At 72.3% G+C, this 24299-nt stretch carries 22 protein-coding genes and 2 pseudogenes; 6 read left to right on the top strand and 18 right to left on the bottom strand.

Features of this window, described 5'->3' with window-relative positions:
- The first annotated feature begins 69 nt into the window (after positions 1 to 69).
- Positions 70 to 279 carry a DUF1918 domain-containing protein gene (locus ACF088_RS22305; RefSeq protein WP_392377517.1) on the top strand — a complete coding sequence of 70 codons (210 nt, stop codon included), beginning with the start codon at positions 70 to 72 and terminating at the stop codon, positions 277 to 279.
- 141 nt (positions 280 to 420) lie between these two features.
- Here ACF088_RS22305 and ACF088_RS22300 read toward each other — a convergent pair whose 3' ends face one another.
- On the bottom strand, positions 421 to 1650 hold the full coding sequence (locus tag ACF088_RS22300) for a glycoside hydrolase family 10 protein (protein ID WP_392377516.1): 1230 nt from the start codon (positions 1648 to 1650) through the stop codon (positions 421 to 423).
- A 168-nt stretch (positions 1651 to 1818) separates the two neighbouring features.
- On the opposite strand from ACF088_RS22300, the gene ACF088_RS22295 reads away from it, so the two are divergent.
- Together ACF088_RS22295 and ACF088_RS22290 are read left to right on the top strand one after the other, a co-directional pair.
- Positions 1819 to 2688 (top strand): 3-hydroxybutyryl-CoA dehydrogenase, encoded by an 870-nt coding sequence (locus ACF088_RS22295; protein WP_392377515.1) that lies wholly within the window; start codon positions 1819 to 1821, stop codon positions 2686 to 2688.
- Positions 2689 to 3060: 372 nt separating this feature from the next.
- On the top strand, positions 3061 to 3318 hold the full coding sequence (locus tag ACF088_RS22290) for a hypothetical protein (protein ID WP_392377514.1): 258 nt from the start codon (positions 3061 to 3063) through the stop codon (positions 3316 to 3318).
- A gap of 100 nt (positions 3319 to 3418) precedes the next feature.
- Here the strand turns inward: ACF088_RS22290 and ACF088_RS22285 are convergent, their stop codons facing one another.
- From ACF088_RS22285 to ACF088_RS22275, 3 genes are all read right to left on the bottom strand, one after another.
- On the bottom strand, positions 3419 to 3949 hold the full coding sequence (locus ACF088_RS22285) for an NUDIX domain-containing protein (protein WP_392377513.1): 531 nt from the start codon (positions 3947 to 3949) through the stop codon (positions 3419 to 3421).
- Between the two features lie 48 nt (positions 3950 to 3997).
- Positions 3998 to 5335: a transcriptional regulator gene (locus tag ACF088_RS22280; RefSeq protein ID WP_392377512.1), complete on the bottom strand. Its 1338-nt coding sequence runs from the start codon at positions 5333 to 5335 to the stop codon at positions 3998 to 4000.
- Positions 5336 to 5458: 123 nt separating this feature from the next.
- Complete coding sequence (locus ACF088_RS22275; RefSeq protein ID WP_392377511.1) at positions 5459 to 6052, bottom strand: TetR/AcrR family transcriptional regulator; 594 nt, start codon at positions 6050 to 6052, stop codon at positions 5459 to 5461.
- An 81-nt stretch (positions 6053 to 6133) separates the two neighbouring features.
- Here ACF088_RS22275 and ACF088_RS22270 point away from each other — a divergent pair, with 81 nt between their 5' ends.
- Entirely contained in the window at positions 6134 to 7078 is a 945-nt protein-coding gene (locus ACF088_RS22270) for an oxidoreductase (RefSeq protein WP_392377510.1), read from the top strand.
- 98 nt (positions 7079 to 7176) lie between these two features.
- Here the strand turns inward: ACF088_RS22270 and ACF088_RS22265 are convergent.
- The 9 genes and pseudogenes from ACF088_RS22265 to infC all read right to left on the bottom strand — a co-directional run.
- Positions 7177 to 7356, bottom strand: a pseudogene (locus tag ACF088_RS22265) (SpoIIE family protein phosphatase); the annotation flags it as partial.
- A 77-nt stretch (positions 7357 to 7433) separates the two neighbouring features.
- A pseudogene (locus ACF088_RS22260) lies at positions 7434 to 7700 on the bottom strand (SpoIIE family protein phosphatase); the annotation flags it as partial.
- Positions 7701 to 8519: 819 nt separating this feature from the next.
- Complete coding sequence (gene pheT, locus ACF088_RS22255; protein WP_392377509.1) at positions 8520 to 11045, bottom strand: phenylalanine--tRNA ligase subunit beta; 2526 nt, start codon at positions 11043 to 11045, stop codon at positions 8520 to 8522.
- Positions 11045 to 12196 (bottom strand): phenylalanine--tRNA ligase subunit alpha, encoded by a 1152-nt coding sequence (gene pheS / locus ACF088_RS22250; RefSeq protein WP_392377508.1) that lies wholly within the window; start codon positions 12194 to 12196, stop codon positions 11045 to 11047. Before pheS ends, pheT begins: the two co-directional genes overlap by 1 nt.
- Before the next feature lie 259 nt (positions 12197 to 12455).
- Positions 12456 to 13616 (bottom strand): ATP-binding protein, encoded by a 1161-nt coding sequence (locus ACF088_RS22245; protein ID WP_392377507.1) that lies wholly within the window; start codon positions 13614 to 13616, stop codon positions 12456 to 12458.
- An 83-nt stretch (positions 13617 to 13699) separates the two neighbouring features.
- Positions 13700 to 14554 (bottom strand): TrmH family RNA methyltransferase, encoded by an 855-nt coding sequence (locus ACF088_RS22240; protein WP_392377506.1) that lies wholly within the window; start codon positions 14552 to 14554, stop codon positions 13700 to 13702.
- Positions 14555 to 14685: 131 nt separating this feature from the next.
- Positions 14686 to 15069, bottom strand: a complete 384-nt coding sequence (gene rplT / locus ACF088_RS22235) for a 50S ribosomal protein L20 (RefSeq protein WP_006607577.1) — start codon at positions 15067 to 15069, stop codon at positions 14686 to 14688.
- Positions 15070 to 15174: 105 nt separating this feature from the next.
- Positions 15175 to 15369, bottom strand: a complete 195-nt coding sequence (rpmI, locus tag ACF088_RS22230) for a 50S ribosomal protein L35 (RefSeq protein ID WP_006607578.1) — start codon at positions 15367 to 15369, stop codon at positions 15175 to 15177.
- Positions 15370 to 15496: 127 nt separating this feature from the next.
- Positions 15497 to 16207 carry a translation initiation factor IF-3 gene (infC, locus tag ACF088_RS22225; protein WP_129297245.1) on the bottom strand — a complete coding sequence of 237 codons (711 nt, stop codon included), beginning with the start codon at positions 16205 to 16207 and terminating at the stop codon, positions 15497 to 15499.
- A 333-nt stretch (positions 16208 to 16540) separates the two neighbouring features.
- On the opposite strand from infC, the gene ACF088_RS22220 reads away from it, so the two are divergent.
- Positions 16541 to 16921 carry a DUF1844 domain-containing protein gene (locus ACF088_RS22220; RefSeq protein ID WP_392377505.1) on the top strand — a complete coding sequence of 127 codons (381 nt, stop codon included), beginning with the start codon at positions 16541 to 16543 and terminating at the stop codon, positions 16919 to 16921.
- An 87-nt stretch (positions 16922 to 17008) separates the two neighbouring features.
- Here ACF088_RS22220 and ACF088_RS22215 read toward each other — a convergent pair whose 3' ends face one another.
- From ACF088_RS22215 to ACF088_RS22200, 4 genes are all read right to left on the bottom strand, one after another.
- Positions 17009 to 17770 (bottom strand): MIP family channel protein, encoded by a 762-nt coding sequence (locus tag ACF088_RS22215; RefSeq protein WP_392377504.1) that lies wholly within the window; start codon positions 17768 to 17770, stop codon positions 17009 to 17011.
- Positions 17771 to 17886: 116 nt separating this feature from the next.
- Positions 17887 to 18618, bottom strand: coding sequence for an SseB family protein (locus ACF088_RS22210; protein ID WP_392377503.1), 732 nt, complete (start codon positions 18616 to 18618; stop codon positions 17887 to 17889).
- Positions 18619 to 18695: 77 nt separating this feature from the next.
- On the bottom strand, positions 18696 to 19868 hold the full coding sequence (gene mycP / locus ACF088_RS22205) for a type VII secretion-associated serine protease mycosin (protein WP_392377502.1): 1173 nt from the start codon (positions 19866 to 19868) through the stop codon (positions 18696 to 18698).
- Positions 19868 to 21223 (bottom strand): hypothetical protein, encoded by a 1356-nt coding sequence (locus ACF088_RS22200; protein ID WP_392377501.1) that lies wholly within the window; start codon positions 21221 to 21223, stop codon positions 19868 to 19870. Before ACF088_RS22200 ends, mycP begins: the two co-directional genes overlap by 1 nt.
- Before the next feature lie 233 nt (positions 21224 to 21456).
- Between ACF088_RS22200 and ACF088_RS22195 the strand changes: the two genes are divergently transcribed.
- Positions 21457 to 22752: an amino acid deaminase/aldolase gene (locus ACF088_RS22195; RefSeq protein ID WP_392377500.1), complete on the top strand. Its 1296-nt coding sequence runs from the start codon at positions 21457 to 21459 to the stop codon at positions 22750 to 22752.
- Positions 22753 to 22883: 131 nt separating this feature from the next.
- Here ACF088_RS22195 and ACF088_RS22190 read toward each other — a convergent pair whose 3' ends face one another.
- Positions 22884 to 24194, bottom strand: coding sequence for a haloacid dehalogenase-like hydrolase (locus ACF088_RS22190; protein WP_392377499.1), 1311 nt, complete (start codon positions 24192 to 24194; stop codon positions 22884 to 22886).
- Positions 24195 to 24299 lie beyond the last annotated feature (105 nt).

Below are 24299 nucleotides of genomic sequence, written 5' to 3'. Positions count from 1 at the left end.
GTTCAACCGTCGGCCGTCGCACTGTCGGCTTACGGGTCGTACGGCCGCCCCGAGGCGGGGAGGACCCTGATGCACGCAAACAGGGGCGACCGGCTGGTGGTGCACGGCAGGACTGTCGGGCATCACGACAAGGTCGTCGAAATCGTCGAAGTACTGGGCCCGAACGGCGATCCGCCCTACCGCGTCCGCGGCGAGGACGGACATGAGGCGATCATGTCCCCCGGCCCCGACTCGGTCGTCCGGCACGGCAGGGCCACCGACATCGGCACCGGCCGGTAGACACCGGCACCGGTCGGCGGACAGCGGTGCCGGCCGGCGGACAGCGGTCCCGGCGGCCCGGTACCGGCATCTCCTCATATGCCGCGGTCCGCGCGGTCCCTCCCGGTCCGCGCGGTCCCTCCCGGCCGGCGCGGACCGCCGCTATGTCCGCGCCGCGGCGGCGTAGTGGTCACGCACCACCCTTGCCATGGCGCCCGCCCGGTCCTTGGCCACCTCCTTCGCCGAGAAGTAGACATGGCCGCCCACCTGCGGATAGTCGCGGGCGAAGGTGAGGTGGCGGGAGAGTTCGGCCGGCTCCTTCCAGGCGGCGGGCTGCGCGTCGCCCGCCTTGTAGAGGGCCTCGCCGATGTAGAGGTCCACACCGGTGCCGTTGACGGTCCGGGCCCACCAGGGCACGAGTTCGGCGTAGTCGGCGGCCGTGAAGCCGAGCGGCCAGTAGACCTGCGGCACGATGTAGTCGATCCAGCCCTCGCGCACCCAGCGGCGGGTGTCGGCGTACAGGTCGTCGTAGGTCTGCACCCCGGCCTGGGTGCGGGAGCCCTGCGGGTCGGTGGCGCGATTGCGCCAGACCGCGAACGGACTGACGCCGAACCGCACCCGGCGCCCGGCCCGACCGCCCCCGTCCCGGAGCCTGGCCGCCATCTCGTAGACCAGCCGGTCGATGTTGTCCCGGCGCCAGGCCGCCCGGCTCCCGAAGCCGCTGCCGAACTCGTCGAACGCCGCATCGTCGTCGAAGTGCTGCCCCGCGACCGGATACGGATAGAAGTAGTCGTCGAAGTGGACGCCGTCGACGTCGTAGCGCCGCACCGCGTCGAACATCGCGTCCTGGACGAAGCCGCGCACCTCCGGCAGGCCGGGGTTGTAGTAGAGCTTGCCTCCGTACGGCAGGACCCAGTCGGGGTGCCGGCGGGCGGGATGGTCCGCTGTGAGCCGCCCGGGGTCGGTGTGGTTGGCGACCCGGTACGGGTTGAACCAGGCGTGGAGTTCGAGATTGCGCCGGTGGGCCTCGCGGACCGCGAAGTCGAGCGGGTCCCATCCGGGGTCACGGCCCTGCTGTCCGGTCAGGTACTGCGCCCAGGGCTCGTACGGGGAGGGCCACAGGGCATCCGCGGTGGGCCGCACCTGGAAGAACACCGTGTTCAGTTTGCGGGCGACGGCCGTGTCGAAGTGGGCGCGCAGTTCACGCTGTTGCGCGGCGGGCTGGAGCTTCGCACTGGAGGGCCAGTCCAGGTTGGCCACGGTCGCCAGCCACATGCCCCGCATCTCGCGTCGCGGCGGGCCGTCCGCGGTCGCCGCCGCCCCCGTGGAGAGCAGCGAAGCGGCCGCGCCCAGCGTGGCCACCGCAAACCCTCTGCGTGTGATATGCCTCATCAAGAATTCCCCAGGTTGTCCGGTTCGTCCTGTCCTGAGGGTTCACAATGCCCGCCCCGCCGCCCTTGGCACAGCACCGCGCGGAGTAACGTCGGGCCCGAGGCGGCCGCCGGACCCTTACGGCGTAACGGCGTATCGCCGGTCCTGAAGATCAGCGAAAGGCACGAGGTGACGGACACTTCCACCGACATCGAACGCGTCGGAGTGGTCGGTTGCGGCCAGATGGGCGCAGGCATCGCCGAGGTGTGCGCGCGCGCCGGACTGGACGTCATGGTCGCGGAGACCACCGGCGAAGCTCTGGAGCTGGGTCGTACCCGTTTGACCAACTCTCTCGGCAAGGCCGCCGAGCGCGGCAAGATCACTGTCGCGGAGCGCGATGCGACGCTCGACCGGCTCAGCTTCACCACCGACCTCGGCGAGTTCGCCGACCGCGACCTCGTCATCGAAGCCGTGGTGGAGAACGAGCAGGTCAAGACCGAGATCTTCCAGGTCCTCGACCAGGTGATCACCCGGCCGGACGCCATCCTGGCGTCCAACACCTCGTCGATCCCGCTGGTGAAGCTGGCGGTCGCCACCTCCCGCCCCGACCAGGTCATCGGGATCCACTTCTTCAACCCGGCTCCGGTACAGAAGCTCGTCGAGCTGATTCCCGCCCTGACCACCGGCGAGGAGACCATCAAGCGGGCCGAGGCCCTGGTGCAGGACGTGCTGGGCAAGCATGCGATCCGCGCCCAGGACCGCTCGGGTTTCGTGGTCAACGCCCTGCTCATCCCGTATCTGCTCTCCGCGATCCGGATGTTCGAGTCGGGCATCGCCAGCCGCGAGGACATCGACAACGGCATGGAGATGGGCTGCGCCCATCCGATGGGCCCGCTCAAACTGGCCGATCTGATCGGCCTGGACACCGTGACCTCGGTCGCCGCCTCCATGTACGAGGAGTACAAGGAGCCCCTGTACGCCGCTCCCCCGCTGCTCGCGCGGATGGTCGACGCGGGCCGGCTGGGCCGGAAGTCCGGGTCGGGCTTCTACTCGTACTGAGCCCCCGGGGCGTCCGCCCGCCGCTCGGGGGAAAACCGGCGGGCGGACCCCGGGCCGGCGGGCGCCCGTCCGCCGGCGTCGGCCCCCGTGGCACTGTCGAGTCAACTCCCGTGCGGGCGCCTGCGGGAGCGTGTGAACCGCCCCGTTCGGGGTGCGCGATTCACACCCCGTGCGTACGGGGGTGTCTTCCCGGTGCAACGGCCGGAAAGACATCCCAGGATGCCCGCCCGTCACACCCCGTCACCTCACACGGGGTGTGAACCGCAGACCCGCATATCCCCGCCGCACACGCTCCCGCCCTTCACCGCAGGGCAGTTGACTGATGCCCGTACGGACAACGAAGTCGCTGACCGAAGGAATGAGGAGCGGACCGTGACCGCCCACCCCGAGCCCGATCTGATCACCGCCGACTTAGCCGAGCTGAGGCGTCTCCTGGACGTCCGCACCGCCCGGGTCGACGGCCAACTCGCCCTGCTCGCCCAGCGCTCCGAGCAGCAAGCGCGTGACGCGGACGATGTGCAGGCCCGCGTCACACGATTGGAGAACACCCGCTGGCCACTGCCGTCCCTCGCCGCGCTCACGGGGCTCGCGGCGCTGATGGTCGCACTGTGGCAGGCCCTCGGCCGGTGACTGCCGCGGCGCAGTCACCGGCCGGTCTGGCCAGACCAGGTCAGGCCAGACCGGGTCGGGTCAGGTCAGGTCGGGTCAGGTCAGGTCAGACCAGGTCGGGTCAGCCCAGGCGGAGGTGATGCAGCATCAGCAGCGCGGCGGCCATGCCCGCGGCCGGTACCTCCCCTCGCGCCACCATGTCGGGCACCAGCTTCAACGACACCCACTCCCGCCGCTCGGATTCGAAACCGTCCTGGGGCAGGCCGGTGTACTCGCCCTCTTCGGACCAGTAGATGTGATGCCGGGCATCGGTGAGGCCGTTGGAGGGCTCCACCGTGAGGAGGTGGTGGAGGGGTCCCGGGCGCCACCCGGTCTCCTCCTCCATCTCCCGGGCGGCCGCCGCCGCGATGTCCTCACCGTCCTCGACGACACCGGCGGCCAGCTCCCAGCCCCAGGTGTCGGTGATGAACCGGTGCCGCCACAGCAGCAGCACCTCGTGGGCCTCATTGACCACCGTGGCCACGGCGACGGGCCGCATCCGGATCAGATAGTGATCCAGGTGACGGCCGTCGGGCAGTTCCACATCGGCCAGATTGACCCGGAACCACGGATTCGCATAGACGGGCTTTTCGCTGAGATTGTTCCAACGCACGTAACTGCCACCTTCCGCTGAGGAGCCGGCAAGGTGACACGAGCCCGGTCACAGCGGAACGCGCAGCACCTCGTCGATGAGATCGGCAGCCTCGTCCGTCGCGGAGCTCCCGGTCTCCGCCAGATGCTCGCGCACCGCCCGCAGCCGGTCCCGCAGCCGTTGCGACTCCATGCCCCGAGCCTGCTCCGTCATCTGCGCGGCATTGGCCACGGCCCGGTCCGCATCGCCTTGGCGCAGCTCGATATGGGTGAGCATGGCCAGCCGGTGGACCCGGCCGCGGTCGTGTGCGGGGGTGTCGACGGCGGCGTCCGCCTGCTCCCGGGCGGCCCGCAGGTCACCGAGGCTCAGCAGCGCCTCCGCCACTTGTACGTTCACCAGGCCGGGCTGGACGTAGCCCGTCTCGGCCGGCTCCTGTCCGGGCCGGATGCGCTCCGCGGCCGCCTCCGCACGCCGGATGCACGACAGCGCGCCGGCGCCGTCGCCGAGCCGGGCGTAGGACTTGGCCTGCATCGCGTAGAGGTCCGCGGAGAGCGCCGGGGTGATCTGCGGACCCGCGGCCCGCAGCGCCGCCTCCGCGAAGGCGACCGCCTGGCGGTATTCCCGTACGAAGAGGGACTGGTTGACCAGCAGCGCGATGACATATGCGCCGAGGCCGCGGTCCCCGCTGGCCTTGGCCAGCCGCAGCGCCTGATGGAAGTAGCGCTGGGCCAGCCCGAGAGCGTCCGAGTCGTACGCACAGATGCCGGCGACCGCGACCAGCCCGCCGGTCGCCCGGTGGAGCTGACGCCCCGTCGCATCGCTGTAGCTGCCCCGCAGCAGCGGCGCCGCCTCGGAATTGAGGAATCCCACGATGCGCGCTCTGGTAGCGATACCACCCGCCTTCCGGTACATCGTCTCGTAGTGCGTCCGCGCGGCGCGCAGCATCTCGATGTCGGCCCTACCGACCCGCGTCACTCCGTCGCGCGAGACATCGGAGTCCTCGGGCGGGTTCTCCCACTCCCATACGGGGATGACCGCGGAGGTGCCGGTGAGCGCCGGTGCGTCGAGGATGTGCGGCCGTTGCTGCTCATCGGACCGCCACAGCGCGGTGGCCCGCTCGACGAAACCGGAGAGCGGGGTGCCGGCGGCTCGCCCCGCCCCCGGACCGCTGAGCCCGATGTCATCGAGCCCGACCGGCCGGTGCAGCCGTTCGCCGAGGATTTCGCAGATGAGGTCCGGTACCTGCCCGCGCGGCCGCTGGCCCTTCAGCCACCGGGCCACCGCGGTGTGTTCGTACCGCAGCGCCAGGCCACGGCAGCGGCCGAGCCGGTTGATGCGCGCGGCGAGCCCGGCATGCGAAATACCGGCCTCGTCGAGAATCGCGTCGAGCAGGGTGTTGGGCTCCATACCGGCCTCCCGGTGAGCCGGGCCCGCCCACGGACCATCAGCTCATGGCCTTGTCGACTTCACCACTCCGTCAGTCGAGCGTAGTGAAGCGCCCCTCACACGGGGTGTGAAGGGCGTCGGCCCTCAACTCGGCGCGCAGCCCCGCACCATGTACGCAATGACCGCATCGCGACCGGACTCGACCTCGTCGGCGGAGAGCACACTGCTCACCGCGAAGCTGGCGAAGCCGTGCAGGGTGGTGAACACCGGCATCCCGATGTCGTCGACGGGCCCCTCCCGCACCTCACCGCTGCGCTGTCCTTCCGCGACCAGCTCCACCGCCATCGCCCCCAGCCGCTGCGCGGCCGTGATCAGCGCTTCGGACGCCGCCGGGTCGTGCTTGACCGTGTACATGAGGTCGAGCAGCTCGGCGTTGGCGACGGCGAAGTCCACATAGGCGCGGACGAGCCCGCCGAGCCGGTCGGCGAAGGTCTCGCCCGCCGCCGTCCGGGATGCGGCCAGCGCCTCGTCCAGCCGCTCGAACCCGGCCAGCGCCAGCGCGTCGAGCAGCGCCTGCTTGTCCTTGAAGTGCCGGCTCGGCGCGGCATGGCTGACGCCGAGGTCGCGGGCCAGCTCCCGCAGGGACAGTGCACCCGGCCCCTTCTCGCGGAGCGTCTGCTCGGCGCGGGCGAGCAGCGCGGCGCGCAGGTCTCCGTGGTGGTAACGACGAGTCTGCATGACCGCCATCCTATCCCCCGTGTATGCACTGGCTACATTGTTGGCATTGACATCATTGTTGGCGTTGCCTACATTGGGGCCATGGCTCACACCCCGAAATGGAACGCAACCGACATCCCCGACCAGACCGGCCGCACCGCCGTGGTGACCGGCGCCAACAGCGGACTCGGCATCGCCACCGTCGACGCCCTCGCCCGGGCGGGTGCCCATGTCGTCCTCGCCGTACGGGACACCGCCCGCGGCGAGGCCGCCGCCGACACCGTGCGCGGCGCCCGGGGCAGCGTCGAGGTCCGCCGCCTCGACCTGGCCGACCTCGCCTCCGTACGCGCCTTCGCCGCCGCCTGGCACGACCCGCTCGATCTGCTGATCAACAACGCCGGCGTCATGAACATCCCGGAGTCCCGCACCAAGGACGGCTTCGAGATGCAGTTCGGCACCAACCACCTCGGCCACTTCGCCCTGACCAACCTGCTGCTGCCGTACGTCACCGACCGCGTGGTGACGGTGGCCTCCGGAGCCCACCGGATGCCCGGCAACCGCATCCACTTCGACAACCTGAACCTGACCGGCGAGTACCGCCCCATCACCGCCTACAGCCAGTCCAAGCTGGCCAACCTGCTGTTCACCCTGGAGCTTCAGCGCCGTCTCACCGCCGCGGGGTCGCCGGTGCGCGCCCTCGCCGCGCACCCGGGCTGGGCTGCCACCAACCTCCAGGGCGCCGACGTCAGCGCGGTGCGGCGCGCGGTGATGCGGGTGGGCAACCGCGTGATCGCACAGGACAACAGGGCCGGTGCGCTCCCCACGCTCTACGCCGCCACCCAGGACCTGCCCGGCGCCTCCTACCTCGGCCCCGAGGGACTCGGCGAGCTGCGCGGCGCACCGGCGATGGTCGGCAGGACGGCCGCGGCCTGCGACCCGGAGAGCGCCGGCCGTCTGTGGCAGGCGTCCGAGGAACTGACCGGCGTCGCCCTCCCCCCGCCGGACGGCCGGCCGGTCACCGCGGAAAGCGGGCACCGGGAGGCGTAGCGCCGGGCCGGCCGGGCCGGCACCCGCACCCGGTCGTTGCTCAGCATCACCAACGCCACGTCATCGGTGAGGCGCCCGTCCGCATGCCGCAGCAGCGCCTCCCGCACCTCCCCGACCACCCCCGCCGGCGAGGGTCCGCACGGCGCCGCGGCCGCCTCGACACTGCTGCGCAGCCGCTCGGCCAGCGGAAAGAACTCCCCCGCGGCATCCCGTGCATCGGCCGCCCCGTCGGTGTGCAAGAACAGCCCCTCCCCCGGCCGCAGCTGCCCGCACCGCACGCGGACAGCTCCTCGGGCAGCGGAAACAGCCCCAGCGGCGGCATCGGCTCGGCCCGCGCCACGGGGGCGACCGCCCGGCAGGCGACCCGGTACGGCCAGGGATGCCCGCAGTTCAGCGCCGTGACGGACCCGTCCCGCGCCACTTCGAGAAGCAGCAGGGTCACGAACTCCTCGCCGAACCCGGTCACCGGGTCCCGGTCACCGGCCACCGGCCGCTCCACGAGCGCCCGTTCCCGCAGCTGCCGCCGATGCGACCGCTCCAACCGCCGCAGCACGTCGCCCAGTTCGGGTTCGTCGTGCGCCACTTCGCGGAAGCTGCCGAGCATCGCGGCGACCGTGCCCATGGCCTCCAGGCCGTGCCCGCGCACATCCCCGATCACCGCCCGCACCCCGTGCCGGGTCCCCACGACCTCGTACAGATCCCCGCCGACCATGGCCCCCTCGCTCGCGGAGAGGTGGTCGGCCGCCAACAGCACACCGTCGACCCGCCGGGGCAGCGGCCGCAGCACCACCCGCTGCGCGGCAACGGCAACCTCCCGGGTGCGCTCCAGCTCCCGCACCAGCCGCAGCCGCCGCCCGGCCGTCAGATAGCCGGCACCGATCACCGCGAGGATCGCACCGCAGGTCATCATGCGCGTCCCCGCCGCGGCCCCGGGCTCCACCGCACCGAACGGCAGCAGCGCGATCAGCGCACACACCCCGCCGAGCAGCACACACCGGCGACGGCCGGTGCCCGCACAGGCGATGGCCGGAGCGGCGGCGAGCAGCTGCAGCAGGTGGCCGCTGGTCGGGCGGCACAGCTCCCAGGCCACCACACCGAGCACCCAGAGGCCGGGCAGGACGAAGACGACGGCGCGCCGGACGGTTGCCGCTCCGGCCCGCCGCGCTCACACGCGCCGCCGCAACCGGGTTGATTCTTGCGACGTTCCGTTTCCACCCGACGACGATGCGTACACCGTCACCCGATGGAGTGATGGTGTACGGATCCGATCGTCTCCCTGCGGTCAGCGTCACGCCCACGAGTCACCCCCGCAGCGCCTCCGGCCCGCCCCACCGTCCTCACCGGACCCGCCCGCCGCACAGCGCACAAGACGAGGGCGCGGACGGTCTCACCGTCCGCGCCCTCACCCTTCACCGCGCGCCGTCGCGGGCCACGCCCATGCTCAGCCGCGCAGCACCGCGCCCGCCCGCTCCACGGCCGCCGCGACCGCCGCGTCACGGGCCGCCGAGGCCTCCTCCGCGGTCAGCGTCCGGTCGGCGGCGCGGAAGCGCAGCGCATACGCCAGCGACTTCTTGCCCGCGCCGATCTGCTCACCGGTGAAGACGTCGAACAGCCGCAGCGATTCCAGCAGTTCACCGGCACCGTCGCGCAGCGCGCCCTCGACCTCCGCGGCCGGGACCGCCTCGTCGACCACGAGGGCGACGTCCTGGGTCGCGACCGGGAAGGCCGAGATCTTCGGCGCGCGCAGCGGGCCGGTTCCGGCCTGCTCCAGGCGGTCCAGGTCGATCTCCATCGCGCAGGTGCGCTCCGGCAGGGCCAGTGTCTTGATGACCCGCGGGTGCAGCTCACCGGCGTTGCCGACGAGGATCTCCTCGCCGTCGGCGACGGCGAGCAGCGCCGCACAGCGGCCCGGGTGGAACGGAGCGTGCTGGTCCTGACGGACGATCAGCTCCACCCCCGCCTCCCGTGCGACGGTCCGGCCCGCCTCGATGGCGTCCGCCCAGATCGCGGGACGTGCGCCGCCCCACCAGCCGTCCTGTTCACGGCCCCCGGCCAGCACCACGGCGGCGCGCCGCGGCTGCTGCGGGAGGGAGGCGTCCAGCGAGGCGATCTCGTCGTCGGTCGGCCGGCGGTCGACGACCAGCCGGCTGGCCGGCTGCTCGTCACCGGTCGCCCGGAAGACCGGTCCGGTCTCGAAGAGCGCCAGATCGTGCGTGCCCCGGCCGTAGTTGCGGCGCAGCGCGTGCAGCAGCCCCGGGATCAGCGTCGTACGGAGGTCGGGCTCCTCGTCGGAGAGCGGGTTGACGAGGGTGACGGCCGCGCGGCGCGGGTCATCGGGCTCGATGCCGAGCTGGTCGAGGACGTGCGAGCCGGTGAACGGGTAGTTCAGTGCCTCGACGTAGCCGGCCCCGGCCAGCGCCCGGCCGACCCTGCGGTGCAGCCGCTGACGCTCGGTCAGCCCCCGGCCGGCCGGCGGCTTCGGGAGGGTGGAGGGCAGGTTTTCGTAGCCCTCCAGCCGGATGACCTCTTCGGCCAGGTCGTTCGGCTCGCTGAGATCCGGCCGCCAGGACGGCACCGTCACGACCAGCTCGTCCTGGCCGTAGGCGTCGCAGCCGACCTGCTGGAGGCGGCGGACGACGGTCTCCCGGCCGTAGGCGACACCGGCGACCTTGTCCGGGTGGTCGGCGGAGAGGGTGATCGTGCGCGGCCCGCGGGGCGTGACGACCTCGGTGACGCCTTCCCCGGCGGTGCCGCCCGCGAGCAGCACCAGCAGATCGACGGTGCGCTGTGCCGCGGCGGACGCGGCCTCCGGGTCCACCCCGCGCTCGAAGCGCTTGGCGGCCTCCGAGGACAGCTTGTGGCGGCGGGCCGTACGGGCGATGGAGAGCGCGTCGAAGTGCGCGGCCTCGATCACGACGTCGGTGGTGCCCCGCAGCTCACCGGTCCCGGCGTCGGTGACCGCAGCCGCGATCTCGGTGTTGGCGCCGCCCATGACACCCGCGAGGCCGATGGGGCCGCGGTTGTCGGTGATGACCAGGTCCGCGGCATCCAGCACCCGCTTGGTGCCGTCCAGGGTGGTCAGCTTCTCGCCGGGGGCCGCCCGCCGGACGCCGATCGGGCCGTCCACACTGGTGCGGTCGTAGGCGTGCAGCGGCTGGCCGAGCTCCAGCATCACGTAATTGGTGATGTCGACGGCCAGCGAGACCGGACGCATCCCGGCCTTCTGCAGCCGGCGCTGCAGCCAGAGCGGGGAGCGCGCCTCGGGGTTCAGACCGGTGACCGTGCGGGCGGTGAAGCGGTCGCAGCCGAGGGGGTCGGAGACCTGGACCGGGTAGCCGGCGGAGTTCGGCGGCGGCACGTCCAGCAGCGCCGGGTCGCGCAGCGGCAGGCCGTACGCGGTGGCGGTCTCGCGGGCCACCCCGCGCATCGACAGGCAGTAGCCGCGGTCCGGGGTGACGGCGATGTCCAGCACCTCGTCGACGAGCTCCAGCAGCTCGATGGCGTCGGTGCCGACCTCGTACTCGGGCGGCAGCACGATGATGCCGTGCGTGCCGTCGTCGCCCATGCCCAGCTCGTCACCGGAGCAGATCATGCCGTGCGAGGTCTTGCCGTACGTCTTGCGCGCGGCGATCTTGAAGTCGCCGGGCAGCACGGCGCCGGGGAGGACCACGACGACCTTGTCGCCGACGGCGAAGTTGCGCGCACCGCAGACGATTTCCTGGGGCTCACCGGTGCCGTTGGCCTGGCCGACGTCCACCGTGCAGAAGCGGATCGGCTTCTTGAAGCCCTCCAGCTCCTCGATGGTCAGCACCTGGCCGACGACGAGCGGGCCCTTGAGGCCCTCGCCGAGCCGCTCGACGGTCTCGACCTCCAGGCCGACGGCAATGAGCTTGGCCTGTACGTCACGGCCGGTCTCCGTCGCCGGCAGGTCGACGTACTCCCGCAGCCAAGAAAGCGGGACCCGCATCAGATCTCCATCCCGAACGGCCGGGTGAACCGGACGTCGCCTTCGAACATGTCACGCATGTCTTCCACGTTGTGCCGGAACATCAGCATCCGGTCGATGCCGAACCCGAAGGCGAAGCCGCTGTACTTCTCGGGGTCGACGCCGCAGGCGATGAGCACCTTGGGGTTGACCATTCCGCAGCCGCCGAGCTCGATCCAGCCCTCGCTGGAGCAGGTGCGGCACGGACGGTCGGGGTTGCCCACGGACTCGCCACGGCAGACGTAGCAGACCATGTCCATCTCGGCGGACGGCTCGGTGAACGGGAAGTAGTTCGGCCGCAGCCGGGTCTTCATGTCCGGGCCGAACAGCGCCCGGACCATGTGGTCGAGGGTGCCCTTGAGGTCGGCCATGGTCAGCCCCTCGTCCACGGCGAGCAGCTCGATCTGGTGGAAGACCGGGGAGTGCGTGGCGTCCAGCTCGTCGGTGCGGTAGACCCGCCCCGGGCAGACGACGTAGACCGGCGGTTCACGGTCGACGAGGGTGCGGGCCTGCACCGGCGAGGTGTGCGTGCGCAGCACGACGCCGCTCTCATCGCCCTCGGTGCCTCCCCCGGACTCCGTCTGGGAGGTGCCCGCACCCTGGACGAAGAAGGTGTCCTGCATCTGGCGCGCCGGGTGGTCGGGCACGAAGTTCAGGGCGTCGAAGTTGAACCACTCCGCCTCGACCTCGGGGCCCTCGGCGACCTCGTAGCCCATGGCCACGAAGACATCCGCGACCCGCTCCATGAACGTGGTCAGCGGGTGCCGGGCGCCGGCCGGGGTGCGGTCGTAGGGCAGTGTGACGTCCACCGCCTCCTCGACCAGCACGCGGGCGTCGCGCTCCGCCTCCAGCTCCTCCTGGCGGGCCTTGAGCGCCTGGTTCACGCGGCCACGGGCCTGGCCGACGCGCTTGCCGGCGTCCGCCTTGGCGTGCGGGGGCAGGGCGCCGATCTCACGGTTGGCGAGCGCGAGCGGCGAGCGGTCGCCGGTGTGCGCGACCTTCACCTCACGCAGCTCCTCAAGATCGGCCGCGGCGGCGATGGCGGCCAGCGCCTCGTCCAGCCGTGCGGCGATCTCTTCCGGTTTCAGGGCTTCGACCTCGACAGGGTCGTACGACTTATTGGGTGCGGACATCTCTTCCCGTGCTTCCGGTGGACTGGCTTGGCTTGGCTCGCGTCGCCTCGGCTCTTCGATCACAAACGTCGATGACAAACGTCGATCACGAACGTGGGATGCCGAGCCCGCGTGTGCCCGCGATGCCTGTGCGCCAAAGGTGCCAAAGGTCAAGTCTAAGGGGGACGGGCCGCGCGGCCGGTCCGCGCCCCCGCGGGGCGCCCTCCCACCCGTCGCCACCACCGCCCTTCGCAGGACGCTTCGCGGCTCCTCCTGGTCATCAGGCCATGAAGGCCGGGGTCGCGACGGGCAGGCTAAATCGGAACTGTGCGCCGCCGGCGGGCGCCCGGCCGACCGTGATCGTCCCGCCGTGGGCCTCGACGATGCCCTTGACGATATAGAGGCCCAGGCCGGTGCCGCCGCGCTTGCTGCCCCGCCAGAAGCGGGTGAACACGCGGCTCATCGATTCCTCCGGGATGCCGGGGCCCTCGTCGCTCACGGTGACGCTCGTCCCTTCCCCGCTGGTCGTATCCGCTACCGGTCCGACCTCGATGGTGACGGTTCCCTCGCCGTGGCGCACCGCATTTTCCAGCAGATTGCCCAGCACCTGGTCGACCTTGTCCGGGTCCGCCCACAGATCGGGCAGCGGTTCCAGCATCCGGATCAGAAAGCGGTCCGGGCGCTGGCCGGCGGTGGTCTGCGCCTGGACGTGCCGGCGCACCGCGGCGCTCATGTCGACCCGCTGGCGGCGCACCTCCAGCCGCCCGGAGTCGATCCGGGAGATGTCCAGCAGCTCGGCGATCAGGCGGGTGACGCGGTTGGCGTCGGCGTCCACCGTCTCCAGCATCAGCCGCTTCTGGTCGTCGGTGAAGCGTTCCCACTTCTGGAGGAGGGTGGCGGTGAACCCCTTGACGGAGGTCAGCGGTGAGCGCAGTTCATGGGCGACGGTGGCGATCAGCTCGGCGTGGCTGAGCTCGGTACGACGCCGGGCCTCGGTGCCGCGCAACGCGATCACCAGCCGTTGGACGGGCCCCGTCGGCCGGCTGCGGACATAGCGGGCGGAGACCAGCACCTCGCGGCCGCCGAGCAGCAGGTTGCGCTCGGGCTGGCCGCGGCGGATGGCGAGCCCGCCGTAGGGGTCGGTGAGCCGCCACCAGCGGCGCCCCTCGATGTCCTGCAGCGGCAGGGCGTGCTCCAGGGGGCGGCCGAGCGCGTCCCCGGGGAGGATGTCGGTGATCTTGGCCGCCGCGGCGTTGAAGCAGATCACCCGGCCGGTCTCGTCGGCGACCACCAGGCCGTCGGGCAGATCGTCGGGATCCAGCCCGAGACCGGCTTCCACGGCGTCCCGCCCCGCGGCAGTCGCGGGCGACGGCCCGCCTGCCGGTCCGTCGGACGGGTAGCTGTCAGCGGTGGCTGCGGTGCCGGAAGTCCTCACACCCATCCCCGTTACCCCCTTCCGGGCCCCCGAGCACGCAAGCCTACTAGCTCGGATCGGAAGTGCCGCGGAGTTCCGGAGTACGCCCCTCAGGCGGGTGACACCGCGCGGCATCCGCCGGGGCTGCGCTGGGCCCGGGCGGAGGCGTAGAGGCAGACCGCGGCGGCCGTCGCGAGGTTGAGGCTCTCGGCCCTGCCGTGGATGGGGACCCGCACCACCGCGTCCGCCAGCGCCCGGGTCTCCGCCGGCAGCCCCCAGGCCTCGTTGCCGAAGACCCAGGCGGTGGGCCCGCCCATCGAGCCGGTGTCCAGCTCGGCGTCCAGGTCACGGTCGCCCGCACCGTCCGCGGCGAGGATCCGTACGCCGGCGGCCTGCAGCCCGCTCACCACCCGCTCGACCGGTACGCCCACCGCGACCGGGAGATGGAAGAGCGAACCCACCGACGCCCGTACGGACTTGGGGTTGTACAGGTCCACGGAGGCGTCGGTCAGCACCACGGCGTCCGCGCCCGCGGCGTCCGCGCAGCGCAGCACCGTACCGGCGTTTCCGGGGTCACGGACGTTGGCGAGGACCGCGATCAGCTGCGGGCGGGCGGCGAGGATCTCCTCGAACGGCGAATCGAGGAAGCCGCAGACGCCGAGCAGGCCCTGCGGGGTGACGGTCTGGGAGATGTCGGCGACCGTCCTGTCGTCGGCGAAGTGGACCCGCACCCCGGCCGCGCGGGCCGCCTCGACGATCTCGGTGTGCCGCTCGGCGGCCTCGACCGTGGCGAACAGCTCGGTCAGTGTGGGCACCCCGCCCGTACGGTGCGCGATCGCCTCCCGTACGGCCTGCGGGCCCTCGGCGATGAACCGGCGCTCCTTGCCGCGGAAGGCACGGCGGGCCAGCCGCCTGGCGGCGGTGACACGCGGGGAACGCGGGGAGATCAGCTCGGGGGTGCCCATGGGCGGCGGCTCGCTTCTGTGGTTCGGTGCGTGGGGGCCGGTCCTCGGACGAGACGTGGCCGGTCCGGAAAAGCGGCGGACCCGCAGGCCGGGGCCTGCGGGTCCGCGTCACAACGTCGTCAGGCTGAAGTTCAGGCAGCCTTCGGGGCGTTGACGTCGCTCGGAAGCGCCTTCTGGGCGACCTCGACGAGCGCGGCGAACGCGTTGGCGTCCGTCACCGCGAGGTCGGCCAGGATCTTGCGGTCCACCTCGATGTTGGCGGCCTTCAGACCCTGGATGAAGCGGTTGTACGTCATGCCGTTGGCGCGGGCAGCGGCGTTGATGCGCTGGATCCACAGCTGACGGAAGTCGCCCTTGCGCTTCTTGCGGTCGTTGTAGTTGTAGACGAGGGAGTGGGTGACCTGCTCCTTCGCCTTGCGGTACAGGCGGGAGCGCTGGCCACGGTAGCCGCTGGCCTGCTCGAGGATCGCCCGGCGCTTCTTGTGGGCGTTGACTGCCCGCTTGACGCGTGCCACTTGTTAACTCCTTGTAGCGGGGCCGTGGTTGTCGTCACACGGCCCGAATCGATTGAGTCCCGGTCCGAGTCGCGCGCCCCCTCCTGTTCAGTGGGGCGCGGCGGCTCACTTGCCGAGAAGCTTCTTGATCTTCGCGGCGTCGCCCGGGGCCATCTCGGCGTTGCCGGTGAGGCGACGCGTCACGCGGGACGACTTGTGCTCGAGCAGGTGGCGCTTGCCGGCGCGCTCGCGGAGCACCTTGCCGGAGCCGGTGATCTTGAAGCGCTTGCTGGCACCGCTGTGCGTCTTGTTCTTCGGCATGCGCCGTTCTCTCCTCGTCAGTGGCGCTCCCGCAGGCAGGAATCCGGCAAGCGGGAGCGTCATGTGTATCGGTTAGGTGTCCGCGGCGCGGTGCCCCGGACGGGCTCCGGGGCGCACGCCTCGGGGATCACGCCTGGGCGTGCTCCTCGGTGGGCTCCTCGGCGGGCTCGTCCACGGACTGGTCCGCGGCGACTCCGCCCTGGCGCTCCGCCTTGCGGGCGGCCTGCGCCTCGCGGGCCTCGGCCATCGCCTCGGTCTTCTTCTTGTGCGGACCGAGGACCATGATCATGTTTCGGCCGTCCTGCTTCGGATTCGACTCGATGAAGCCGAGGTCCTCCACGTCGGACGCGAGCCGCTGCAGCAGCCGGAAGCCCAGCTCGGGGCGGGACTGCTCGCGACCACGGAACATGATCGTGATCTTGACCTTGTCACCCTGCTTGAGGAACCGGACGACGTGACCCTTTTTGGTGTCGTAGTCGTGCGGGTCGATCTTCGGCCGGAGCTTCATCTCCTTGATGACCGTGTGCGCCTGGTTCTTGCGCGCCTCACGGGCCTTCATGGCCGACTCGTACTTGAACTTCCCGTAGTCCATGAGCTTGCAGACGGGCGGGCGAGCGTTCGCCGCCACCTCGACCAGGTCGAGGTCGTACTCCTGAGCAAGCTCAAGGGCCTTGGCAAGCGGAACAATCCCGACCTGCTCGCCGCTGGGACCGACAAGTCGCACTTCGGGAACGCGAATCCGGTCGTTGATGCGGGGCTCGGCGCTGATGGATCCTCCTCGGTAGCACCACGCGACGGCCTGGCGGACTGCCGCGTAACGTCTTTTCGGTGTGACCAACCGCGCAGGTACATGAAAAATGCCCCGGACGGGACACAGGCGGGGCTCCACATAGATCTGGAGCACCGTCGCGAAGTCTCCGCGGGGCGCAGCCGGACCGTTGACCCGCCAACCTGAGGTCGGCCGGGTGGGAGATCGGAGCCTCCACTTGTGGGCCGGTCACATGCGTGTCCGGCCGGTCGGAACACCAGAATACACGAGTCAAGAGGGTGGCACCCACTCCGGTTCCGGCGCGGCCGCTGCCCGCGTCCAGGAGGACACTCCCGGACGCGGGGCCCGGGCCCCCTGCCCATAGGCTGGAGCCGACCCCTCAGCAGGAAGAAGCCCCAAGACATGAGCGACCAGACACCGCAGCAGCCCGACGCACCGAACGCGGCGAACCCTGACTTCGACTCCATGACCCGTGACATCGCCGAGGTGCCGGCGGTCGAGGTGATCACCACGGTCGCGGTGCATCTGATGAGCTCGGCGGCGGTCAATCTCGGGCTCGCCGAGGAGGGCGCGGCGCACAAGGACCTGGACGAGGCGCGCAAGCTCATCCAGGCGCTGGCCGGGCTGGTCACCGCCAGCGCCACCGAGATCGGTTCGTACCACGCGGCGCCGCTGCGGGACGGTCTGAAGTCGCTGCAGCTGGCGTTCCGCGAGGCCTCGGTCGTGCCGGACGAGCCGGGCCAGGGTCCCGGGGAGAAGTTCACCGGCCCGGTCTACGGCTGAGCCGCAGCACGGAGATACCCCGACGACGAGCCCCGGCCCGGGAAGGGCCGGGGCTCGCGGTGTGCCGGGCGTGCGGCGGTGTGCCGGTCAGTCGGATTCCGTGGTGCGTTCGTGCGGCACCGCGTCGTCGGCGACGAGGACCGGCTCGTGCGGCGGGTGGGTGATCTGGTGCACCACCGCCGCGATGGCTCCGCCGATCAGTGGCGCGATGATGAACAGCCACAGCTGGGTGATGGCCGCGCCGCCCGCGAACAGCGCCGGGCCGATGGAGCGCGCCGGGTTCACGGAGGTGCCGTCCAAGGGGATGCCGATGAGGTGGACGGTGGCCAGGGCCAGGCCGATCGCCATGCCGTTGAACCCGATCACGGCCACCTTGTGGGTGACCGACAGCCACACATAGACCAGCAGGAAGGTCATCACCATCTCGGCGACGAACGCACCGCCGAGGTTGAGGTGCACCGCCGAGCGGTCGCCCCAGCCGTTCGTGCCGAAGGACGCATGGGTCTGCAGCCCCGGGACCTGCCGGGCCACCAGGAAGAGCAGCGCCGAGCCGACGATGGCGCCGACCACCTGGGCGATCCAGTATTCGGCGGCCGTCCGCAGCGTGAGCCTGCGGGCCAGCAGCATGCCCAGCGTCACCGCGGGGTTGAGATGGCAGCCCGAGATCGGGCCGAGGGCGTAGGCAAGCGCCACCATGGTGAAGCCGAAGGCCAGGGCGATGCCGAAGGTGCCGATGTATTCGCCCGCCAGCACGGCCGAGCCGACGGCGAAGAACACCAGGAGCAGCGTGCCGAGGAACTCGGATACGACCGTGCGGGTCAGTACCTTCGAGATCTCCGTTTTCTCCATGGGGGCTCTCCTCGCGTGGATCTTGAGCTCTCCTCGCATTGTGCGGCCCTGGAGACGAACCCGCCCGTCGGCGGACCGGGGCCCGGTCCTCGCACCCGGGCCCCGGCGGTGGTGGGTCAGCGCCGGTAGAGCGGCTCTCCGGCCGTCGTGGCGCCGGGCGGCAGGAGGGCCAGGTCCAGGCCCTTCACGAGCCGGGCGCGCAGGATCTCGTCGGCGGCCAGCGCCCGGGCCAGCCGCTGGGCGACCTCGGCGGCCGGGGCATCGGGGGCGAGGCCGAGGGCGAGGGTGCCGTCGGTTTCGCCGGACGGGGCGAGACGGGCGACGAGCACCCCGGGCTCGGCGTCGAGCAGGGCGCGCAGGGCGTCGGTGACGGCCGGGTCGGCGAGCGGGTCGGCGCTCGTCCGGCCCTCGGCCAGGGCGCGCAGGGCCGGTCCGGTGAGCTGGTAGGTGACCGGGCCCGCCAGGTCGACGACGACCGTGTCGGCCTGCTCGTGGGAGGCGGCGAGCAGCGCCTGCTGCAGCGGTACCGCGACGGGACGGGCGTCGGCGCGCCAGCGCTGAAGTGACTCCATGCAGGTGAACGCGGGCAGGGCACGGCGCCCGTCGGGGGCCTGGAGGGTGGGGACGGCCATATCGCTGGTCTTTTCGCGGCGCAGACCGTCGGGGCCGGTCTCGACCTCACCGAGGACGGCCACCACGGGCACCAGGACGCGCGCGCCGGCCAGCGCCGACAGGAGCCGGGGCTCGGCGGCCCGGTCCGACCCGTACGCCGCCAGGGCTGCCGCGAGCGCGGGGTCGGCGGAGCCGTCGTCGTCGGAGAAACCGGGGTCCGGGATGTTCTTCTGCACGAGGTGAGCGTATCGGCCGGGGGTGGGGCCTTTGACGTGCGGTCCGGTGGGGTGCCCGCGCGGTGGGCGGGTGCCGGTCAGTGGTGCACGGGGCGGCGGCGCCAGAGGACGACGGCGGCCGTGAGGAAGGCCAGGCCGGCAGCGCCGGCGGCCCAGGGCAGCCAGCCCGCGGGGGTGTCCTCGGCCTCGTCGGCGGTGGGGCCGGGGCCGAAGTAGCGGGTGGCGTAGCCGGCCGGGGCCGGCTTCTGCGGGGTGGGCTTGAGGTCTGCCGCGGCGTCGAGGGCGGCGGCGGGGTCGATCAGGCCGGCGCCGTAGTCGTCGTCGCGGCCGCCCTCGGGGCTGTCCTGGGCGGTGGAGGTCAGCAGCCGGCGGATCTGGTCCGGGCTCAGGCCGGGGTGTGCGGAGCGGATCAGGGCGACGGCTGCGGAGACGAACGCGGCGGCGGGGCTGGTGCCCCAGCCCGAGAGGTAGCCGTCGTCGTTGTCGGCCATGACGATGTCGAAGCCGGGCGCGCTGACCGTGGCGTACCAGTGCCGGGTGGAGAACCGGGCCCGGCCCCCCAGGTGGGTGACGGCGGTGGCCGCGATGACGCCCGGGTAGGCGGCGGGATAGGAGACGTGGTTGCCCTTCTCGCCGCCGTTGCCCGCGGAGGCGACGACGGGGATGCCCTTGCCGAGGGCGTACTGGATGGCGGCGTCCTCGCGTGGTTCGGGGTGCGCGGATTCGCTGTCGTCGCCCAGCGACATATTGATCACGTCGGCGCCGTGGTCGGCGGCCCAACGGATGCCGTCGGCGAGCGCACCGGCCTTCTCGGTGCGGGCCCGCTCACGCTGGGTGTCGCCGTCTTCGAGGATCACCCGGACCGGCAGGATCTTGGCGGCCGGGGCGAGCCCGAGCACTCCGTTGTCGCGGCCGCCCGCACCATGGCCGTGACCCGCGATGATGCTGGCCATGCCGGTGCCGTGCCGGGCCCAGGTGGAGTCTCCCGGCCCGGCACCGAAGCCGACCAGGTCCTGCTCGGGCAGCACCTGTCCCTCCAGGTCGGGGTGGTTGGCATCCACACCGGTGTCCAGGACGGCGACGGTGATGCCCTCCCCCTTGGTGGTGTGCCAGGCCTGCTGGGCGTGGACGGCCTGGAGGGCCCACTCCTGGGCACGGACGGCATCGGCCCGGGCGGGGACGGCGGGCAGGACGGCGAGCACCGCCGAGGCCAGTGCGAGGGCGGTGCCGCGCAGCACGGACTGCGTCATCACGAGGCCTGCCTTGTCGGTGTCGGGCTGCCGGCCGCCTTGCGGAAGTCCGCCTCGACACGGTCCGCCAGGTCCTTTGCGTCGTGGCCCAGACCGGATTCGGCCGGCGCGGTGGTGGCACCGGGCCGGACCGCGGCCTCGGCGGGCTGCGGCTCGGTGAACGTGCGGCCGTCGGCGAAACCGGAGACGGCGTAGACGACGGCCGGGATGTCGGTGAGCACCCGGACGGTCCAGCTGACCCGCCCCTCGCGCCCGAAATCCTCGGCCACGGTGCCCTTGGCCGCGTACGGCAGCGGCATCAGGTCCGTGCGGGTGCCCAGATTCTTGCTGCTGAAGCGGGTGTTGAGAGCCATCATCCCGGCCGGATCGGCCTTGGTGATCTGCGCACCGACCGTGATGACGGCGCTGCGGGTGGCGTCGACATAGGTGGCGCGCACCAGCCGGACACAGCCCGCCGGGGCGAGTGCCGCGGCGAGCTTCGGGTCGTAGGCGGCGGTGCAGCCAGTGTCCGGGGCGACGGCGGTCCGGGTCCAGGTCCGGTCGGCGCCGCCGGGGCCGGCGCCCAGGCCTTTGACGGTGCGGGGGAAGAGCGTGTCGACGGGGGTGTCGTGCCAGACGTCGCGGCCCTTGGTGAAGACGGCCTCGGCCGTGGGTGCGGCGCCGGAGGCATCCTCGGTGAGCCAACTCCCCGCCGCCGCACCGCCGATGAGGCCGATACCGAGGATCAGGCAGGCCGCGGCGGTGAGCACCCGGGCGCCGGGGCGGCGGAAGGGGGCGGCCGGTGCGCCATGGCCGTGCGCAACTCCCTGGTGAGGGCGGGGAGTACGGGGCCACGGCACCGGGGACGGGCGCCCGGCGGCCGGCCCGGGCGGCATGCTGCCGGGCGCGGCGGGCGGGGCGGCAAAGTCGGGCCGGCGGGGGCGCGGCGGGGCGCTCGGGCCGGTGGCGGGTTCACCGGCGCCGGTCCACAGGTCCTGGCTGCGGGCCAGGTGGAAGGCTGCGGTGTCACGGAAGGCGGTGGGCTGCGAGGGGCCGGTGGTGGCCGGCCCGGTGGGGACCGGGGAGCCGGGAACGCGGTCCGGGCGGGGCGGCAGCGGCGCGCCGGCGGCGGGGGGTTGCGCACGGGGCGGGACGGCAGGGCGGGGCGGGACGGGGTGCGGGCCGGTGGCGGCCCGGGCGGCGGGCGCGGACGGCGGCACGGGCGGCATCGGCGGCTCGGGCGGCACCCGGCGCAGCACGGCCGTCTGCGGGTCGTCGGCCGGCCCCGGTGCGGCGGCCGCGGCGGGCCGCCGGGGCGGCTGCGGAGGTATGGGCGGGACGGGTTGCGCATCGGCGAATTCCGCGTCGGTGCTCACCCGCGCTCCCCCTTGCGCCGCTGACCTCCGGGCCCGATCCGCAATCGGGGCACGGTGGTTCGTATCCGGACAACACGCCGCTGACCTGCTGGTTGCGGTGTTCGAGTCACTGTAAGCGCTGACGCGGTCGGTGCTCCAACCCATGTCCGCTCTGTCGCAAACTCCCCCTACCCAGTGGTGGGGACACCTCCCACACCCTTCAGGTAGGGGGGAGGGTCTGGCAGGCTGCGGCCATGTCCCCGCAGACAGATATGTATGGCGACACAGGCCTTCCCCGAGCTCTCGGCTCTCCCCCCGGGTTCTCGACTCCGCTCGAACAGGGGGGACCCCCCGGCACAGGAGAGACCCCGTTCGACCGGGCCACCGCCCATCTCGACGCGCCGCTGGCCGTCGTCGACCTGCAGGCCTTCGATGCCAACGCCGCCGATCTGGTGCGCCGCTCGAAGGGGAAGCCGATCCGGGTGGCGAGCAAATCGGTGCGCTGCCGGGCGCTGCTGGAGCGGGTGCTGGCGCGGGACGGCTTCGCAGGGATCATGAGCTTCACGCTCGCCGAGTCGCTGTGGCTGGCGCGTTCGGGCTGCACGGACATCCTGCTGGCCTATCCGTCGGTGGACCGGGCGGGCTTCGCCGAGCTGACCGGCGATGCGCAGCTCGCGGCCGCGGTGACGGTGATGGTCGACGACCCGGCGCAGCTGGAGCTGATCGATGCGGCGAGGCCGGCCGGCGGGGCGGGCGAGGAGGTGCGGGTGTGCCTGGAACTCGACACCTCCTACCGGTTGCTGGGCGGGAAGGTGCGGGTCGGTGCCCGCCGTTCACCGCTGCGGACGCCCGACGGACTGGCCGCGCTGGCCCGGACGGTGGTGCGCCGCCCCGGTTTCCGGCTGGTGGGGCTGATGGCGTACGAGGGGCATGTGGCAGGTGTGGGCGACGAGGTCGCCGGTAAGCCGGTGTTCTCGCGGGCGATCCGGATGATGCAGGCGGCGGCACGCAAGGAGCTGGCGCAGCGCCGCTGGGAGGCGGTACGGGCGGTACGGGCGGTGGCACCGCGCCTGGAGTTCGTCAACGGCGGCGGAACCGGCAGTGTGCAGCACACCGCGGCGGAGGCGGCGGTCACCGAGATCGCGGCCGGGTCGGGGCTGTACGTTCCGCGGCTGTTCGACAACTTCCGTTCGTTCAGCGGGCGTCCGGCGGCGCTGTTCGCCCAGCCCGTGGTGCGCCGCCCGGGCCCCGGGGTGGTCACGGTGCTGGGCGGCGGCTATCCGGCGTCGGGGGTGGCGGGTCCCGACCGGCTGCCGGTGCCGTATCTGCCGGCCGGCCTGCGCTACGACCCGCAGGAGGGCCCCGGCGAGGTACAGACACCGTTGCTGGGTCCGGCCGCCGACGGGCTGCGGATCGGCGACAAGGTGTGGTTCCGGCATGCGAAGGCCGGTGAGCTGTGCGAGCGGTTCGATCAGCTGCAGTTGATCGACGGGGAACGGGTGGTGGGGACGGTGCCGACGTACCGGGGAGAGGGGCACGCGTTCCTGTAGGCGGCCTGCGCCGGTGACGCGGAAGAGGCCGTCCGGGAGGCCCGTCCGGGAAAAGCTCGCGGACGGGGTCCGTCCCGGGCCCCGCGGCCGGGGCCCGGGGACGGACCCCGGGGGGGTGCGGCCGGTGCGCGTCAGCCGTGCATGCGGTCCTGCTGGTCGGGCACCACGCTCCCGTCGGGGCGGCGGAGCGGCCCGAAGCTGCCGTCGGTGTTGTTGTGGCCCTCGGTGGCGCAGGGGTAGGCGCCGGACTTGCGGGGCAGCGGGTCGATGAACATCGGGTTCACCACCCAGCGGCCGTCGGCGTTGTCGTAGCCACGGCACATCAGCTCGCTCTTGTTGCGGTTGATGGCCAGGTGCGCGCCGGTGGCGTCGTTCACGAAGGTCACGTCGGTGTCGGCGTCGCCGCCGCCGAGCGCGATGCGGTGCTCCGGGTCCTGCTGCCGCCAGGCCTTGGCGCCCTTGATCTTGAAGATCTCCTGGTTGATCCAGCAGCGCTTGCCGTCGATGTACGGAATGACCTCGCCATGGCCGTCCTTGACATCGCCGCAGCCGCGGATGCCGGTGGTGAACCTGCCGTGCCGGACCATGCTGCGGACGCCGAGGGTGTGCGCGGCGTCCAGGCCGACGCCGCCGGACCAGGCCTCGGCCACGGTCTCCGCGGAGGCGGAGACGATATAGACGTCGAAGCCGGCCGCCTTCAGCGTACGGATCAGGTCCTTCTGCTGGTCGTAGTAGCGGATGTAGCCGGCCAGTTTGTGGGTGCCGACGGTCTGCTGGGTGCCGACCGGTGCGGCGAGGTTCTCGGCGCGGGCCTTCTTGGCGTACGAGCTGAGCTGGGCGGGACGCAGGCCGGCGAACAGCTGGGGCACCCAGGCGTATTCGGGAACCGTGCGGCGGTGGTTCCAGTGGCCGGCGAAGGCCTCGGCGCCGCTCATGGTCTTCGCCTCGCCGCGGATCTCCATGATCTCGTCGGTGCAGGCGGTGTTCTCGGCGGTGCGCAGCGGACGGCCGGCCGGGACGTCGGTGCCGCAGGCCTTGGTCAGCGCGTGGTCGGCGGCCGGGGTCAGCCAGGGGCTGGTGTCCCGCCAGCTCCCGGGCTGCAGGATCTTGTCGTGCCGCAGCGCCCAGGCGAGGGTGGCGTCGGAGATGTCGTTCTTGACGACGGTGTTGTCCCAGTCGAAGGCGGCGACCGGGCGGTGCGCGAACCGGCCGTCCGGGTGCGAGCACCGCCCGCGCTCGTCGATCATCTTCTGCAGCTTGGCGCGGTTGTGGCCGTACCACGTGATGCTCGTGGAGAGCTGGGGACAGGTGGCGCGTGCCGGGGCCTTGGCGGGAGCGGCGGCGGCAGCGGCGGCCGGGGCGGTGGCCGTGAGCGCCGAGAGGGTGGCGGCCCCGGCGAGTCCCAGGGCGAGGGCGTACCTCTTGGAGCCTGTGGTACCCAATGTGTCCTCCGTGGTGAGGGTCAGGAAGCACGCCGGGACCGGCACGCGGTGGTGCCGGTCCCGGTGTGGAGGTCGGACTTTACCTTCGGTTCCCGCCCGTTCCCG

This window comes from Streptomyces sp. NPDC015125, assembly GCF_043080045.1.
Classification (GTDB): domain Bacteria; phylum Actinomycetota; class Actinomycetes; order Streptomycetales; family Streptomycetaceae; genus Streptomyces.
Note: the sequence above shows the minus strand (reverse complement) of the source record. Positions and strands in the feature narration are given on the sequence as shown.